The organism is Nonomuraea typhae (assembly GCF_009760925.1).
GTDB lineage: Bacteria > Actinomycetota > Actinomycetes > Streptosporangiales > Streptosporangiaceae > Nonomuraea > Nonomuraea typhae.
The window spans coordinates 927,166-941,983 of record NZ_VRLV01000002.1 but is presented as its reverse complement, the minus strand read 5'-3'; the positions used below and the strand labels follow the sequence as shown (position 1 = coordinate 941,983).

The 14,818-nt window shown below is 67.6% G+C and carries 19 protein-coding genes; 5 read left to right on the top strand and 14 right to left on the bottom strand.

The genetic code is table 11. The annotated features are described in order from the left end of the window. Genes FVE25_RS10890 through FVE25_RS10880 form a run of 3 tightly spaced genes read right to left on the bottom strand, consistent with a single transcriptional unit; the run spans nucleotide 1 to nucleotide 1,948 of the window. The gene (locus tag FVE25_RS10890; RefSeq protein WP_157246278.1) at nucleotides 1–1,146 is read right to left on the bottom strand and encodes a glutathionylspermidine synthase family protein; all 1,146 of its coding nucleotides are present in this window, start codon (nucleotides 1,144–1,146) and stop codon (nucleotides 1–3) included. Between the two features lie 3 nt (nucleotides 1,147–1,149). After that, the gene (locus FVE25_RS10885; protein ID WP_157246277.1) at nucleotides 1,150–1,572 is read right to left on the bottom strand and encodes a hypothetical protein; all 423 of its coding nucleotides are present in this window, start codon (nucleotides 1,570–1,572) and stop codon (nucleotides 1,150–1,152) included. A gap of 1 nt (nucleotide 1,573) precedes the next feature. Then, complete coding sequence (locus tag FVE25_RS10880; RefSeq protein ID WP_157246276.1) at nucleotides 1,574–1,948, bottom strand: hypothetical protein; 375 nt, start codon at nucleotides 1,946–1,948, stop codon at nucleotides 1,574–1,576. Between the two features lie 115 nt (nucleotides 1,949–2,063). Here FVE25_RS10880 and FVE25_RS10875 point away from each other — a divergent pair, with 115 nt between their 5' ends. From FVE25_RS10875 to FVE25_RS10865, 3 genes are all read left to right on the top strand, one after another. Beyond that, nucleotides 2,064–3,098: a PHP domain-containing protein gene (locus FVE25_RS10875; RefSeq protein WP_157246275.1), complete on the top strand. Its 1,035-nt coding sequence runs from the start codon at nucleotides 2,064–2,066 to the stop codon at nucleotides 3,096–3,098. A 74-nt stretch (nucleotides 3,099–3,172) separates the two neighbouring features. Next, complete coding sequence (locus FVE25_RS10870) at nucleotides 3,173–3,901, top strand: helix-turn-helix transcriptional regulator (protein ID WP_157246274.1); 729 nt, start codon at nucleotides 3,173–3,175, stop codon at nucleotides 3,899–3,901. Between the two features lie 77 nt (nucleotides 3,902–3,978). Then, a complete protein-coding gene (locus FVE25_RS10865; protein ID WP_157246273.1) occupies nucleotides 3,979–4,341 on the top strand; it encodes a VOC family protein in 363 nt (120 codons plus the stop codon). A gap of 261 nt (nucleotides 4,342–4,602) precedes the next feature. Here the strand turns inward: FVE25_RS10865 and FVE25_RS10860 are convergent, their stop codons facing one another. Further along, nucleotides 4,603–4,956, bottom strand: coding sequence for a DUF5997 family protein (locus FVE25_RS10860; protein WP_157246272.1), 354 nt, complete (start codon nucleotides 4,954–4,956; stop codon nucleotides 4,603–4,605). Nucleotides 4,957–5,011: 55 nt separating this feature from the next. Here FVE25_RS10860 and FVE25_RS10855 point away from each other — a divergent pair, with 55 nt between their 5' ends. Continuing rightward, nucleotides 5,012–5,716 (top strand): LysR family substrate-binding domain-containing protein, encoded by a 705-nt coding sequence (locus FVE25_RS10855; RefSeq protein WP_157246271.1) that lies wholly within the window; start codon nucleotides 5,012–5,014, stop codon nucleotides 5,714–5,716. A 956-nt stretch (nucleotides 5,717–6,672) separates the two neighbouring features. On the opposite strand, the gene FVE25_RS10850 is transcribed toward FVE25_RS10855, so the two are convergent. The 10 genes from FVE25_RS10850 to FVE25_RS56235 all read right to left on the bottom strand — a co-directional run bounded on the left by FVE25_RS10850 (nucleotide 6,673) and on the right by FVE25_RS56235 (nucleotide 13,867). Continuing rightward, the gene (locus FVE25_RS10850; RefSeq protein ID WP_157246270.1) at nucleotides 6,673–7,056 is read right to left on the bottom strand and encodes a hypothetical protein; all 384 of its coding nucleotides are present in this window, start codon (nucleotides 7,054–7,056) and stop codon (nucleotides 6,673–6,675) included. 78 nt (nucleotides 7,057–7,134) lie between these two features. Then, nucleotides 7,135–7,350 carry a DUF397 domain-containing protein gene (locus FVE25_RS10845; protein ID WP_157246269.1) on the bottom strand — a complete coding sequence of 72 codons (216 nt, stop codon included), beginning with the start codon at nucleotides 7,348–7,350 and terminating at the stop codon, nucleotides 7,135–7,137. A 97-nt stretch (nucleotides 7,351–7,447) separates the two neighbouring features. Further along, nucleotides 7,448–7,702: a hypothetical protein gene (locus FVE25_RS10840; RefSeq protein WP_157246268.1), complete on the bottom strand. Its 255-nt coding sequence runs from the start codon at nucleotides 7,700–7,702 to the stop codon at nucleotides 7,448–7,450. Nucleotides 7,703–7,713: 11 nt separating this feature from the next. After that, complete coding sequence (locus FVE25_RS10835) at nucleotides 7,714–7,899, bottom strand: hypothetical protein (protein ID WP_157246267.1); 186 nt, start codon at nucleotides 7,897–7,899, stop codon at nucleotides 7,714–7,716. A 142-nt stretch (nucleotides 7,900–8,041) separates the two neighbouring features. Further along, nucleotides 8,042–8,902 carry a DUF5753 domain-containing protein gene (locus FVE25_RS10830; RefSeq protein WP_157246266.1) on the bottom strand — a complete coding sequence of 287 codons (861 nt, stop codon included), beginning with the start codon at nucleotides 8,900–8,902 and terminating at the stop codon, nucleotides 8,042–8,044. 33 nt (nucleotides 8,903–8,935) lie between these two features. Next, nucleotides 8,936–9,436 carry a DUF6879 family protein gene (locus tag FVE25_RS10825; protein WP_157246265.1) on the bottom strand — a complete coding sequence of 167 codons (501 nt, stop codon included), beginning with the start codon at nucleotides 9,434–9,436 and terminating at the stop codon, nucleotides 8,936–8,938. Then, a complete protein-coding gene (locus tag FVE25_RS10820; protein WP_157246264.1) occupies nucleotides 9,402–9,653 on the bottom strand; it encodes a hypothetical protein in 252 nt (83 codons plus the stop codon). The genes FVE25_RS10825 and FVE25_RS10820 overlap by 35 nt, the downstream gene beginning before the upstream one ends. 399 nt (nucleotides 9,654–10,052) lie before the next feature. Next, the gene (locus tag FVE25_RS10815; RefSeq protein WP_157246263.1) at nucleotides 10,053–10,529 is read right to left on the bottom strand and encodes an NUDIX domain-containing protein; all 477 of its coding nucleotides are present in this window, start codon (nucleotides 10,527–10,529) and stop codon (nucleotides 10,053–10,055) included. A gap of 28 nt (nucleotides 10,530–10,557) precedes the next feature. Continuing rightward, nucleotides 10,558–11,772 (bottom strand): helix-turn-helix domain-containing protein, encoded by a 1,215-nt coding sequence (locus tag FVE25_RS10810; RefSeq protein ID WP_157246262.1) that lies wholly within the window; start codon nucleotides 11,770–11,772, stop codon nucleotides 10,558–10,560. Between the two features lie 1,201 nt (nucleotides 11,773–12,973). Next, nucleotides 12,974–13,867 carry a GntR family transcriptional regulator gene (locus tag FVE25_RS56235; protein ID WP_157246261.1) on the bottom strand — a complete coding sequence of 298 codons (894 nt, stop codon included), beginning with the start codon at nucleotides 13,865–13,867 and terminating at the stop codon, nucleotides 12,974–12,976. Nucleotides 13,868–13,926: 59 nt separating this feature from the next. On the opposite strand from FVE25_RS56235, the gene FVE25_RS10800 reads away from it, so the two are divergent. Next, a complete protein-coding gene (locus FVE25_RS10800) occupies nucleotides 13,927–14,814 on the top strand; it encodes a site-specific integrase (RefSeq protein ID WP_246266899.1) in 888 nt (295 codons plus the stop codon). Nucleotides 14,815–14,818 lie beyond the last annotated feature (4 nt).

Sequence of the window (14,818 nt, the reverse complement as noted above, 5' to 3'; positions counted from 1 at the left end):
TTAGTGCTCTATTCGGTGGGGAACGAACGACGAGGTGTCGTCGGTGATGTAACCGGTGGTCTCGCGGATGCCGAGGCCGGCGGACTCGTCGGCGACCACCCACGCGCCCAGCACCGGCCGCTGCCCGTCGAACCCGGGCAGCGCCTCGAAGCCCTGGTAGACGTAGCCCTCGGCGCCGTAGGAGCCGGTGGTCTCCTGGGTGCCGGTCGGGGTGACGATGCGCATGGAGGCGCCTTCCCGGCCCAGCAGGGGTTTCGCGATGTAGGACGACATGTCACGAGGACCGTCGAGGTAGGCGGGCAGAAGGTTGGGATGGCCGGGGAACAACTCCCACAGGACCGCCAGCAGCGCCTTGTTCGACAGCAGCGTCTTCCACAGCGGCTCGATCCAGGTGGCGTGCCGTACCGCCTGCCTGCCGAAGTCGTCGGCGAGCATCCACTCCCACGGATACAGCTTGAACGCCGACCGGATCCACCGCTCCTCCACGTCCACGAAGCGGCGGTTGCGGCGGTCCCAGCCGATGTCCTCCATGGCGATGGCCACGGTCTCGCGCCCGGCCTGCCCGGCGGTCTCCTGCAAGTAGGCCAGGGTCATGGCCTCCTCGCCGGTCTCGTCCATGTTCGTCCAGGCGAAGTGGGTGGGGCCGGGCGGCAGGTGGAGCTCCCGCCAGCGGTCGATGAGGCGCTCGTGGATGGAGTTCCACTGATCGTCGTCCGGGTGGGTGTCCTTCAGCCAGAACCACTGCACGACCGACGACTCCACCAGCGACGTGGGCGTGTCGGCGTTGTACTCCAGCAGCTTGGCCGGGCCGGCGCCGTCGTAGCGCAGGTCGAAGCGGGCGTACAGGTGGCCGTCGCGCCGCGTCCAGGAGCGGGCCACCTCCTCGCGGGCCCACTCGGGGATGGCGAAGTCGGCGTAGCGGCCGGCCGTGACCACGTGCTCGACCGCCTCCAGGCACATCCGGTGCAGCTCCTCGACCTGCTCTTCCAGGCTGAGGACCTCGTCCATGGAGAAGACGTAGTGGGCGGACTCGTCCCAGTACGGCCGGGCCAGTCCGGCCGGGTGCGCGGCCCGGTGATAGGCCAGGCCCTGGCTCTCGATCGTCTTCTCCCAGCCGTCGCGGGGCGTCCCCGTCTCGCGTCGCACCGCTCAGCTCCCTGTCGTGTCGCGCCCGCCGAAGCCGTCGCGGGAGATCCGGCCGCTTCTGCCGATCTCGTCGCCGGCCGCGGTGGTGATGGTGACGCCGCGGGGGCGCCGGGTGGTGCCGTCCCTGACGTGCTTCTTGATTCTGGTGCCGCCGTAATACCACATGTAGGCGCTGTGCTTGCCGGCTCCGTCGCAATGACGGTCCGCGGCCACCGGGTAGCGGCCGTTCACCTCGCCGCCACGCCGTACACAGGTGGCGGTGACGTCCGCGGGCTCGTCGGCGTCCTCTGCGTCTTCGGCGTAGGCCGGGGGATCGACGGCGGGAAGGGGCGGCGCGGCGGCCTGCGCGCACGCGGCCAGGACCAGCGTGGACAGCGCCGTCATGGCGCCGATCGAGACGTTCCGGGAGGCGAGCCTTCTGCCCATCTCAGCTGCCACCGCTCCAGCGGCCGCCGAAGCCGCCGCGCTGGATGGACTTGCCGTCGCGGCTGCTGATCGTGACGTCGGCCGGGCGGACGGTGGTGCCGCCGTGGACGCGGGCGCCGCTGCGGGTGCCGCCGTAGTACCAGCGGTAGGCGCTGTAGCCGCCGGAGTGGTAGTGGTCGTCGTCGCACAGGTCGTCGTCGACCACCACGTACGAGCCGCCGTCGATGCTGCTCGCCTCGACGCAGTCGGCGGTCACCTCGTCGTCGCCCTGGGCCGCGCAGTAGCCGACGACCATGACCGAGACGATGCCGATCACGGTCAGCGTGATCACCTTGGAGGACTTGCCGGACTTCGGGGCGGCTGGCGGGGCGGTCATCAAGCTCCAGATCAACGTGGGCCGGTAAGCCTATCGACGCTGTTTGTCCGCCTCAATATGTAGTCCGCAACGCTTTCAAAACACTTAACCCCCTGCTTGGGGTATTTATCTCTCTATGGACCCGGTTCAGGCGTTGCGCGACATCGCCTTCCTTCTGGAGCGCGCGGGCGAGCCCACCTACCGGGTGCGCGCCTTCCGACGCGCCGCCGCCGTCGTCGCCGATCTGCCCCACGACGAGCTGGTACGGCTGGCGGACACGGGCGGCCTGGCCGAGCTGCCCGGCATCGGCAAGGTCACCGCCCTGGCCGTCACCGAGGCGCTGGCCGGGCAGACGCCCACGTACCTGCGCCGCCTGCAGGCCACGGAGGGCGCCGACCTGGACGGCGCCACCGCGGCCCTGCGCGCCGCGCTCAAGGGCGACCTGCACAGCCATTCCGACTGGTCCGACGGCGGCTCCCCGATCGAGGAGATGGCCGCGGCGGCCAAGTCGCTGGGCCACGAGTACTGGGCGCTGACCGACCACTCGCCCCGCCTGACCGTGGCCAACGGCCTGTCGCCGGCCCGCCTGAAGCGCCAGCTCGACCAGGTGGAGCGGCTCAACGAGGAGCTCGCGCCGTTCAGGATCCTGACCGGCATCGAGGTGGACATCCACCCCGACGGCACCCTCGACCAGGAGCCCGAGCTGCTGGCCCGCCTGGACGTCGTGGTGGCCAGCGTGCACTCCAAGCTGCGCATGAACCGCCACGAGATGACCCGCCGCATGGTCACCGCCATCGCCAACCCCCACGTCGACGTGCTCGGCCACTGCACCGGCCGCATCGTCAAGGCCGGGACCAGGCGCGGCGGCCTGCGGCCCGAGTCGGAGTTCGACGCCGAGCTGGTCTTCGAGGCATGCCGCCGCTTCGGCGTCGCGGTCGAGATCAACTCCCGGCCCGACCGGCTGGACCCGCCCAAGCGCCTCATGCGCCAGGCGTACGAGTGGGGATGCCTGTTCGCGATCGACTCCGACGCCCACGCGCCGGGGCAGCTCGACTGGCAGCGCTTCGGCTGCGAACGGGCGGCGCTGTGCGGCATCGAGCCCGAGCGGATCGTCAACACGTGGCCGTTGGACCGGCTGCTCGACTGGACCGGCGAGGTGATCACAGGGTAGCTCGGGGGCCAGAACAACCTGCCTGGCGTGCGCGAATCCCGAGTTTGTCGGTGTTCCCGCGTACCGTCGGGAACGTGAACCGGACTGATCGGCTCTACGCGCTGGTGGAAGAACTGCGCGCGATCGCCCCCAGATCCCGGTCGGCGAGGGAGCTGGCCAAGCGCTTCGAGGTGAGCGCGCGCACGATCGAGCGCGACATCCTGGCGCTCCAGGAGTCCGGCGTGCCCATCTACGCCGCGACCGGCCGCAAGGGCGGCTACGCCATCGACAAGAAGATGTCGCTGCCGCCGCTCAACTTCACCCCGCCCGAGGCGGTGGCCATCGCGGTGGCGCTCAGCCGGGCCGGCGACGACCAGCCCTTCGCCCAGCAGGCCCGCAGCGCGCTGCGCAAGCTCGTGGCGGCCATGCCGGGCCCCGAGGGCGAGCTGGCCAGGGAGCTGGCCCGTCGGGTGCAGCTCATGGCGCCGGCCGACCCGCCCGAGGAGATCCTGCCTTTGGGCGGCGAGGGCGTCTCGCGCACCATCGAGGACGCGCTACTGCGCCGCCGCGTGCTCAGCCTCGACTACGTCGACCGCAAGGGCACGCTGACCCAGCGGGAGGTGGAGCCGGGGGTGTTCCTGGGCGGCAGGGGCGGCTTCTGGTACCTCGTGGCCTGGTGCCGGCTCCGCGACGACGTCCGCGTCTTCCGCCTCGACCGCATCGCGGCGGCCGCGGTGACGGAGGAGAAGGCTCCCGATCGCCCCCTGGAGGGCTTCGCCACGGACGTCCCCGAGATGATCGTGAGAGGCACGGTGATCGATTAATCAATCGAAAACACCGACATAGGGTTGTCGCACCGCCGGTTTATCGTTGTCTTGTTCGAAAGTTTGAGGAGGACAACGTGGACAACACCGTCACCTGGTTCGAGGTGTCGACCGACGACCCCGACGGCGCCGAGCGCTTCTACGGCGGCCTGTTCGGGTGGGCCTACACCCGTGACACCAGCGGCGCGATGGACTACCGCCTGGTCACCGCCCCGGGCGCCGACCAGCCCACCGGCGGCCTGTACAACACCAAGGGCGAGTTCCCCTCCCACGCGATCTTCCACGTGCAGGTGGCCGACGTGGACGCCGCCTGCGAGAAGGCCGAGTCGCTGGGCGGCAAGGTCGTCTTCAAGATCATTGATGACGGCGCCGGCACCGACTTCGCCTACCTGCTGGACACCTCGGGCAACAAGTTCGGCGTGTTCCACCGCAGGGACTGACGCCACCGGTGAGGGCCGGCCGCGACGCTTCCCCGTCGCCCGCACCCTCGCCACCCGCGCCGGTCACCAACCCCGGGCACGCCGCCTCCCGCCGAACGGCGGCGCGCCCGGGGGCCAAAAGATCTCGGACCGGTTCTCAGGTTTCCCGGGCACGGACCGTGCGCCCGGCTGCACAATGGGTGACGCGGCCATCGCCGACCAACTCTTCGGTCCAGGTCATGTTCTCGAGGAGAACCCTCGCGATGGCCGCCCCTGCGTTGGTCAGCCCTGCTTACGGAGCTCGGCCTGGATCGCCCGCTCCCGCCCCAGCCACTCGGGGTTCTCCGCCTTCAGCGCGTTGATCTGCGCGGTCGTGAGCGGCTCGGTGACCCCGCCCCGCGCCAGCCCAGAAATCGAGACCCCGAGCCTGGCGGCGACGACCTGCCGGGGATGCGGGCCGTTGCGGCGCAGATCGGCGAGCCAGGTGGGCGGCTTGGCCTGCAGCGCGTTCAACTCGTCCCTGGAGACGACACCCTCCTGGAACTCGGCGGGAGTGGCCGAGAGGAGGACACCCAGCTTCTTGGCCGCGGTCGCGGGCTTCATCGTCTGGATGGTCTTCGGCTTGGACGAGGTCATGGCGACAAGGGTAGCCACCCGGAGCAGGGGTTTCCGACATCGGTACCCTGACGAGGTGACTGGTGAGGAGAACGGCCGGGCCTTCCGCCTGGCCTACGTGCCCGGGGTGACGCCCGCGAAATGGGCCGGCATCTGGGCCGAGCGGCTGCCCGACGTGCCCCTCACCCTGATCACCACCCCGGTTGCCGAGGCGATACCCCTCCTGCGCGACACCGGCGCCGACGCCGCCTTCGTCCGCCTGCCCGTCGACCGCGAACAGCTCAGCGTGATCCCCCTGTACGTGGAGACCACGGTGGTCATGGTGCCCAAGGACCACGAGATGGCCGCCGTGGAGGAGGTCTCCGTCCCCGACCTGGCCGGCTACGACGTTCTCCACCCCCTGGACGACACCCTGGAATGGACGGCCCGGCCCGGCGAACCCGCGTTCACCCGCCCGGCCACGACGGCGGAGGCCGTCGAACTGGTGGCCTCCGGCGCGGGCCTCCTCCTGGTCCCGCAATCCCTGGCCCGCCTCCACCACCGAAGAGACCTCACCTACCGGCCGGTCACGGACGCGCCACAGTCCCAGGTCGCGCTGGCCTGGCTCACAGAGGCGACGACCGATTTGGTGGAGGACTTCATCGGCATCGTCCGCGGCCGCACGGCCAACAGCTCGCGCGGCCGTACCCCCACCCCACCCGCCAAGAAGCCGGCCCAGCGGAAAACCAGCGGCCGGGCCGTACCCTCCAACCGCGGCAAGAAGGGCCACCGGCCCAGGTGACGAGGCAGGTCCCATGCCATGATCCAACGGTGTGGACACCGCCGGTTCGGCACCTCACTGAGCAATCGCCCGCGAACGCGTGGACACCTGGCTCATGCGCGCCCCGTTCGGGTACGGCTCCGCCGATGGCTTCCGGTACTTCCAGACGTGGCTCCTGGACCTCGGCCGAAAGGCGTGCGCCGGGAGGAATCCGCCCGAAGGCTACCCATGAGCGATCACGACCGGGCGGCCAGTAGAGGCCCGAGCCGCAGGCGTGTATGTGCAGGTGGACGATACTGGGATGGTCGCTTGGGGAGCAAAAACCCCTGTTTTCTAGGGTCTGCACGGTTTTGGGGCAGCACAACGTCAGCACCCCTCACGCCGCCTGAGCTGTTGGGGTGGCTTCCCGGTAGGCGGCGTCAAGGACCTTGGCGGCCTTAGACGGCCCCCGAGCCCGAGCCCGTGGAGGAGATCACGGAGGAGCCTGCCGTCTCTGAGGACGCCGTCAAGGCATACCTGGCCTCCCCGGCAGGGGCGGAACTCCTTCAGGGCATCCTGTCTCAGATGCTCGCCGCACAGGCACCCGCCCCCAAGCCTGCCCGTAAGAGCCGCGCCAAGAGCGCTTCTGAGGCGCTGTTCCCCGCCACTGAGGCAGCAGCCTGATTCATAAGGACACCCCCGGTCTCCCTCCGGGGGTGTTCTCTTCTCATCGGTTCCCAGGTGCTTCCCAGAGCGTGTACACGGCCTAGGCCGGTACGTGTACGTGACCCCCGACAGCCCGAGTACGTGAAATACGAAACGTACAAGCCCCCGGCCTGGCCGGTCGGCTCAGAAGTCCATCACCGCCAGCCACCAGCCGAACGCCAAGGCCAGCAACAGGAATGGCGCCAGGATGTACAGGTGCTTGCGCAGCAACGCGGAGCCTCCTTCCACAGGGCCTTGACCAGGGCGGGCCGTTTGCCGGCCACTACCCGCCGTCACCGGTTGAGCGGGCAGGGGTGGGGCACGTGCCGGTTCGGGCAACAGATCATGCTGACCTTGACGAAGCGACCACCGGCCAACCACGTGGACCACTCCACATCCACCCCGCCCGGCAACAGGCCATACGCCTCGCGCTGGCGGTGAGCTATGGGAATCGGGTCGTGCCCCGCGGCTGGCGCGTACTGCGACCGCATCCATTCGATGGCCTTGTCCACGTCATCGAACGTCTCGGCGATGCGAGAGGCAGGTTTGGCCAGCCATTCCCCGGTCCGCATCGGCGGCAAGAGAGAAGTAAGAAAGTCCGGCGACGTCGGCCGGCGTTCGCCTTCGTGGGCCAGCTCCGCGCCGTTGCCGTTCCAGGTGTAGCCGTGCCAGTGCACTCGTTCCCCCGTACAGTCAGAATGAAGGGACGGCCCCTGCCTGATTTAGGCGGGCAGGGACCGTCCGTGGGCGGTGTGCTAGATGGCGCTCATCCCGGCAGCGCGAAGCTCGGCACCGGTGAAGCGAAGCGGCCCGACACCGGGGTTCTTTGAGTCACGCAGCGCGAACGCATCGCTCTCGCCGGGAATCTGGGCGATCTCCACGCAGGACTCGCTTTCCCCGTCCTCGTTGTTGCTGCCGCCGCACAGGCGGCGGAACTCCAGCGGGCCGAGACTCCTCGCGTACAGATCCATCTATCTGCCCTCCTTCACCCGGGCCGGACGGCCCGAGAAGGTGACACGGCTGACCGGGTGGTGTTCCTCGGGCAGGTTCACGGCCAGCCGTGAGCTTCTAAGAGGCTTTGCTCGCGGGCTTGGACCCGGCTAGGAAGAGCGTCAGGAACTCCCCGAGCAGCACCTCAGCGCGAGCTTTCGCCTTGTCCGTGCTCGGGAACTTCTCCGCCTGCGTCATGCCCTTACGGTCGGGCAGCCGGGGATAGAGGATGTCCTCGTATCCATGATCAACGACCGAGAACGCTTTGATCTCGCCGACCATCCCGTACTCGGTGTCTTGGAAGTGCCCTTTCCAGCGGATCTCAAGTCTCATGACGCCGCCCCTCACCTGCACAACCAGCACCGCTGGCGCGCATAGATCCGCTCCATGAGCGCCCTCAGCTCGCTGGCACGCCGCCGCAGCTCTTCCAGGTCCTCACCCGGCACGAACACGTCATAGCCACTGCGGTCATGAACCGCCCGCAACCCCGACGCCTCCCGCGTCACCGTGAAGCCGTCAATGACGTCCACGATCTGACTTCGCACGGCAGGCGCGTCATTGCAGGTGAAGGGCTTCGCGTACCGGTGGTGTGGTCTGTGTCCGGGGGCCATGCATCGACGGTAGGAGTCAGCGTTTCCACGGGACTACAAACTTGCGGATACTTGCGGGCACTCACTCAAGCGTGTCCATGGCAGCCTTGATTAGGGCACGTGCCTCGCGACCGAAAACGGCGATTTCGTGAAAGCGGATGAACGTCTCCACGTACATCGCGATCTCTCGCGGTTGCGTGATCGTCAGGAACCCGGAGACCAGCTCCACGTTGGCCTGTACTTCGTCGAAGATGTAGAAGTTCTCGACGGGCCATCTACCTGCACGTTCCGCGTGAGTTGGGATCACAGCCAGGGACACGGAGGGTAGGGCCATGGCTTCCAGGAGGTAGCCGAGCTGTCCGATCATGACCTCCGGGCCTCCGCGCCGGTAGGTCAGGGCTGCCGCCTCCAGGATGAAGACGAACCGGTGATCACCCTCGTAAAGGATGTGCTGCCGTGCCAGACGTTCGGCCACTGCATCCGCGACATCGTCAACGGGTACCTGCCTGCGGTCTCGGATGGCCTCCAACGTCGCCGTGGTGTATCCGGCTGTCTGGAGGAGGCCGGGGATCACGTCCTGACAGTACGAGCGGTAGAGCTTGGTTCGTTCGTACAGTTCACGAACAGCGACGTTGAGATGCGTCAGGCCGGATTTCTCCGCGCGCCGCCAGTCAAGCCACGCCGAATCGACCGCCCGTAGCTCGGCGATCAACTCTGGGAGCAGGCCAGGTACTCCACACACCCGGACCCAGGCTGCTAGATCGCTTTCGGAGGGTTGCTTCTTGCCGTGCTCGATCCGGGAGGTCTTGGCCTCATGCCATCCGGCCAAGGCCGCCAGCGCCCGAGCAGTCAGGCCCGCGTCGAGTCGTAGTTCACGCAGTCGGGAGGCGAGTGCCTCCCTGGCTGCCTGAGCGCTGGAGCTAGCCGAGTGCGAAGTGGACATGGATCTATGTGCCCAGCGTGATCTGTTGTGCGATCAGAGCTGGTACTCCGCATGATCCGTGGCCCGATCCCAGGCCGAGGCGAAGGCTGTAGCGCAGAGCTTCACCGTGGCCGGGTCTTCCGTCTCATCGTTGGCGGTCCAGGCACCGTCACCAGCGAAGTGGCAGAACTGGACCAGCCGGTCATCGAAGATCCAGACGTCGTTCCCCGGTAGGGCCAGGTCTGAAGCCCTATGCCTGGGAAGCCACCGAATCGCCTCTCCGGCAGTCAGATTGACTCCCGGAGTGACGGCGTGCTCGAAGGTGATGTAGGTACTCACCGGCTCGGAAACGATGCGCACACGCCGCATGGCCACCCCTCGCTCAGTGGCCATGCGGGCGGTGTCTGTCCAGTCGGCGTACTGCCGAACCGCCTCGTCGAGATCTCCGGCTTCCCAAGCCCGGTATCCCGGATCGCCGGTCATGTACTGATCGCGCATCTCCAGCTTGAAGGCTGAGTGCTTACACGTCGCCAGGAGTTCGCTGAAGTCCGCCACGGCACGCCTCCATGATGATCTCGATCATGCGCGCCGGAAGGCGCACAACCGACTCGGTGTCCAGGATCGGGCTGTTCTCCGCAACCATCGCCCGTATCTCCGGGTCTGTCACGGTCTCGCCCTGGAAGTAGAAGTCGCCCGTGATGGGGTCCCGGAAGACAGCCGGGCAGTTGTTGCCTGGATTGATGGGGTCCTTGCCGTAGAACGCTATCGCCACGATGGCCTCCTGTGTTTGGGGCTTGCGACTGCTTGCGTCAACGCGAGAGTGAATCACGGTAAGGGGAGAGTCAACACCTGAGAGCGGAGTCGAGCCAGCACGGGTCAGCACAACGTCATCACACAGCCGACGAATGACCGTGAACAACGGCAAACAACGAGAAGCCCCAGACTTCCGGCATGGGCCGTGAGCTGGGGCTCTGTCTCCTGTTTGACCAGGTCAGACCTGATCTGCTATGGAGCGCGGTGGACGATACTGGGTTCGAACCAGTGACCCCTCGCTTGTAAGTCACACCAGGTGAGGGCCGGATCATCGCGGATCTAAGCCCTCACCTGGGCCTACGGTCCGGGGGAGTCCGCCGCTGTCCGGTCATGTCCGGGGCGATTGTCACGCAGTTCGTCACTCAGTCGTGACGGCCTGGCCGTGCTCCAGATACACGGTTTCGCCCTGCTCACGGGCGGCCACAGCGGCCTTTACCCGGCGGGCAAGACGCTCGATCAACAACCCCTCCAGCTCCTCGGCCGGATGGAAGCTGTAGCCGGTCAGCTCCTTGTCTGCGAAGCTGATCCGCTTAAGCGTCTCCTCGTCGATCACGCCGCCGTCGAACACGAAGAGGACCTTGTCTCCCTCCTCGGGATGAGGTGCCCAGTCCACCGCGAGGAGACGCCCGATCGGCGGCTCGATGCCGAGTTCCTCACGTACCTCGCGCACGCAGGCGGCGTAGGGCGTCTCTCCCGGCTCGAGGTAGCCGCCCGGGATGTCGCGGTATTCCTTGTAAGCCGGTTGGACCAGGAGGACTCGCCCATCGCGGTCGAAGAACAGCACTCCGGCTGCGGCCAAGGCCCGGGCGAACGGCGGCGCTTCGTGATCGCTCACCTACCCGACCCTACGCGACAGCGCCTCGTCACACGATGCGCAGGCGGCGTGCCAACTCGGTGAGTTGGAAGCTCGGCCTTCCCTTCTGTCTCCTGATCCAGGAGAGCACGAGTTGGCGGCCAAGGTAGTGGTAGCGGACCTGTTCGGGAGCCATCTTCTCGGCGTCCAGCAGGGTGGCGAACGCTTCGTCGGTGCGGTTCCACAGGCTCAGCGCGTGGGCGACGGCGAGGGCGTGCCGAACGCGCCGTTCGGTGGGGAGGGCTGTGGTGTCGAGCTTGGGACCGATGTCAATGGCGACTTGGATGTCTCCCAGCTCGATCGCTGTGGCCACTCGGTGGATGGCGACATTGGTGGGACCGAAGGCGGTCCATGCGTGGTTGGCGTCGGTGCCCAGTCGTTTGGCCGATTCCTGCGCTTCGGAGAGAAAGGCCCTTGTCGTCGTGCGGTCCTCCGCTCGCGCGGCGGCCATGGACCCGGCGAGGAACAGCGTCCCGTAGACCGACAGAAGTTCGGGCGTGGCCTTGGGGAGGTCGCCCTCAAGGAGCGCGGCGGCATCGCTGGTGAGTTGGATGGCGGCGTTGTAGCGGCCATTGGCCAGCAACGCGTGCGTGACTGAGCGCAGGAGCGAGACGGTCACGACCTGGCTGCCTGACTCTTGGGCGAAAGCCAGCCCTCGCTCGGCGGCGATCCATGCCAGGTCCGTCTCGCCCACCTTCGTCAGGATGCTGGCTGCGGCGTGGTACACCTGGCCGAGCACCCCCAAAGCAGCATGCCGGGCGTCTCCGTGAGCGGAACGCTCGGCATGATGGGCTTCCGCCAGGAGCGCCGGAAGACGCTCCACGACCTTGGTGTACTGAGACGACTGGTACGCCCTCCACACCTCGGCGATCTCGCCTGCGAGCCCGGCCAATGAGGGCGGCTCCTCTTGCCTGATCCGGACAGCCATCGGGGAGAGCTGCCGGTAATCCGTGAGCGCGGCCCGCAGCGCCGGGATCGATTGGCCGCCTCGATCATCGCTCCACTCGAACAAGCTGGGTTCGGCAAGGAGAACCCCCAGAGAGACGTCCAGGGCGTTGGCCATCGACTTGATGACCGAGAGCCGGTCCAGGGAGATGCGATCGTTCTCCACCTTGCTCAACCAGTCCGTGGTCCGGCCGACCAGTCCGGCCAGCACCTCCTGAGAGAGCCCTCGTCGCCGCCGGTACCAGGCGATGCGCTGGCCCACGGTCAGGTTGCTGGCCATTCCTCGCATGCCCACCATCCTCACGTCGGCCTGGCACGCGACCCCGGAAAACTCTTCCGGGTCCTGCGCAGCACGCGCACCTACTGTCCCTCCTGGATGACGCTCAGTCCACGCAGAGGGAGGAGATGTCTATGGCCCACGTCGTTCCTGGAGAGATACGGGCCGCCCAACGCCTGGTCCGGGCGCTGGAACCGCACGGCATTGCGGCCGACATCCACGACGGTTACGGCCTCGCCCTGGTCTCGGTCTGGATCGACCTGGTCGTCTGGACTGACGGCCTGGTCTACCGCTGGTGGAGCGGAAGCGTGTCCGGCAGGTCCGGGCGGCGTGTCTATGCCGCTTGCCCGGCGGACGCCCCTGAGACCGCTGCCAGACGGATCGCCCTACGCCACGGAGTGCTGCGGCAAACTCACCCGCCATGCGTCCCGATGAGGCGCGAAGCCTCATGACAAACCTCGATGAGTGTCTGAGTCCGCATGTCGCGGCGATGCGTAGGGGTAGCGGGCGGCTGCGGTGGTATGCGGTGGACCCATATGCGAGGCGGGTGAGGGTGGTGGATTGGACGTGTGCGTGCCGGGCGACGGTGTACGAGCTGTGTGTGGCAGGTGGCCGGGCTTTCGTCCGGCGCACCGTGCAGGGTGAGCCGGTGGCGCAGGTCCATGAGACCGACTGGGCATCGCTCGGGCAGACACGGGAGATCTGGGGTGCGTTGCTTGCCGGGTACGTCCGATAGTCCCTAAGGGGCTTGGCACGGCCCACATTTCCCCCGCCCCCGATAGCTGCCGGACTGTGTGGCCCGACCGAGGTGTCAACTCTGTCTTTCACAACCTCAGCCCTGTGAGGTTCCACGTGGCCCACCCCTTCGCCGCACAGACGGAGTTGACGCCGACCGAGGGACACGAACACTGCGGTATCGGGGGCGGGGGTACGGACCCCGGCCCGTGGGTGATCGATCGGGGAGTGCAGTGGCCGGCGTCCATGCGAAGCACCCCGGAGGGGCCGCGTAGCGGTGGAGGCCGGTGACGGAACGGCCTTGATGTCCAGGTGATGACTGAAGGGTTGTCGCGCCGCCTTGGAGCGGTGGGCAGCGCGCGCCGGGACCGGCCCCCAGGCCGCATGCCCGGCGCGCTGGCCGCCCGGAGCGGGCGGCGGCGCGGCGAGCGAAGCGAGCCCTTGACCCAGTAAAGAAATTCTGAACCAGCTACAGGGCGAGCACGATAGGCCCGTCCGGGCTCATCTCCGGCCATCGCTGCCCCTCGCCCTGTGGGAGATCGGCCAGGTACTCGCCGACTGTGGTCGTCTCGAACTCCTCTGCGGCGGCCTTGATCTCGGTGGCCTCCAGCGGCTGGCCGTCCCGGCTGAGCATGATGCGGCGAATCAGCAGGATCGGTGCGCCAACCTCCATGCGCAGGCGCAGGCGTTCGGTCTCGTATGGCATGCGGGCGGTGACGGTGGTGAGCCAGTCGATCGGTCCCCGGTCGGCTTGGATGAGGTCGTAGAACGGCTCGCGGCGGGCTCGTACTCGGCCTGCTTTGTCCTTCTTGGGGGGTGGGATGACGTCGGCGTTGGTGTAGGAGTTGATCTCGATGAAGCGCTTCTTGACGTGCATCCACACGTTGAAGCGGTGGTAGACCTTGTGGCCGGTGCGGGTGCCGAGCAGGGCGGCGACCTCGCGGTTGGCCGCTACGGTGCTGGAGCGGCCGTAGACCTCGCCGCCCTCCCCGTCGTCCTCGCCGGGGATCGGCACGCGTAGCCAGCCCCAGGACTGGTTGACCTCGTTGAAACGCAGCTCCACCAGATCGGGCCGTGGCTGAACGCCGAGCAGGACCAGGAAGCGGTCCGGGACGGTGCGCACGAAGGTGCCGCGCCCGCGCACGATGGTGACCAGCCCCTCGAGCACGAGGGTCTTGAGGGCTTGGCGGACGGTGGGGCGGGAGACGGTATAGCGGCTGGCGAGCTGGGTCTCGCTGGGCAGCGGGCTGCCGGGGGTGTAGTGGCCGTCCAGGATGTCGGCGCGCAGGGCTGAGGCGATGGCGCGCCAGGCGTAGTCGTCGGCGGGCCCGGCCGCCTCCTCGGGGATCTCCTCGAAATCCATGCAACTTCCTTATCCCGGCAGTTGGCGGGCGCAAGCTCCGTGACCTCTCGGTGGAGGACGTGGACAAGTGGCTCGCTGACAAGAAGTCCTTGCTCAGCACGCGGTCGCTCAAGCTGATCCACGGCATCCTCAACCGTGCCGTCAAGAGTGCGATGCGGCGCGACAAGGTGAAGCGGAACGTCGTCGATCTCTGCGAGATCCCGGAGGGCCGCAGCGGGCGTCTGTCCAAGGCGCTCACCCTCGACCAGGCGGAAGCGGTGGTTGAGGAGGCTCTCCGGGCCGGTGTGCGGATGCGGGCCTATGTCCTGCTCTCGCTGCTCATCGGGGCTCGCACGGAAGAACTCCGGGCCCTCACCTGGACGCATGTGGTCGCCTACGACAAGCAGCGCAAGGCGTGGCGACCCGTCGCTGAGGCGGGATGGGACCACGACCAGTTCGCGATCTACGTGTGGCGGTCGGTCCGGCGGAAGGGCGACACCAAGACCGTGAAGTCCCGCCGCTCCCTGAAGCTGCCCCGCCTCTGTGTGGACGCGCTAAGGGAGCTGCACGCCAAGAAGGAGAGCGTGCCGTCCCCGCTCGTCTTCAGGACGGCCACAGGCACCGGGATGACCGCTCACAACGTCCGGCGGGACTTCCGCAAGGTGCTCGACAAGGCGGGGCTCAAGGGTTCGGAGTGGACGCCTCGGGAGATGCGGCACAGCTTCGTCTCGCTGCTGTCGGACTCGGGCATGCCCATCGAGGACATCTCCCGTCTGGTCGGCCATCGCAACACGGTGGTGACCGAGACCGTGTACCGCAAGCAGATCCGCCCGGTGATCCAGCAGGGGGCGGAGAGGATGGACGAGCTCTTCCGGGGCTCTGTCACTCAGTTGGTCACTCAGCGACGGCAGACAAGATCGGGAAGAAGGTGTAAGACCAGGTGGACGATACTGGGTTCGAACCAGTGACCCC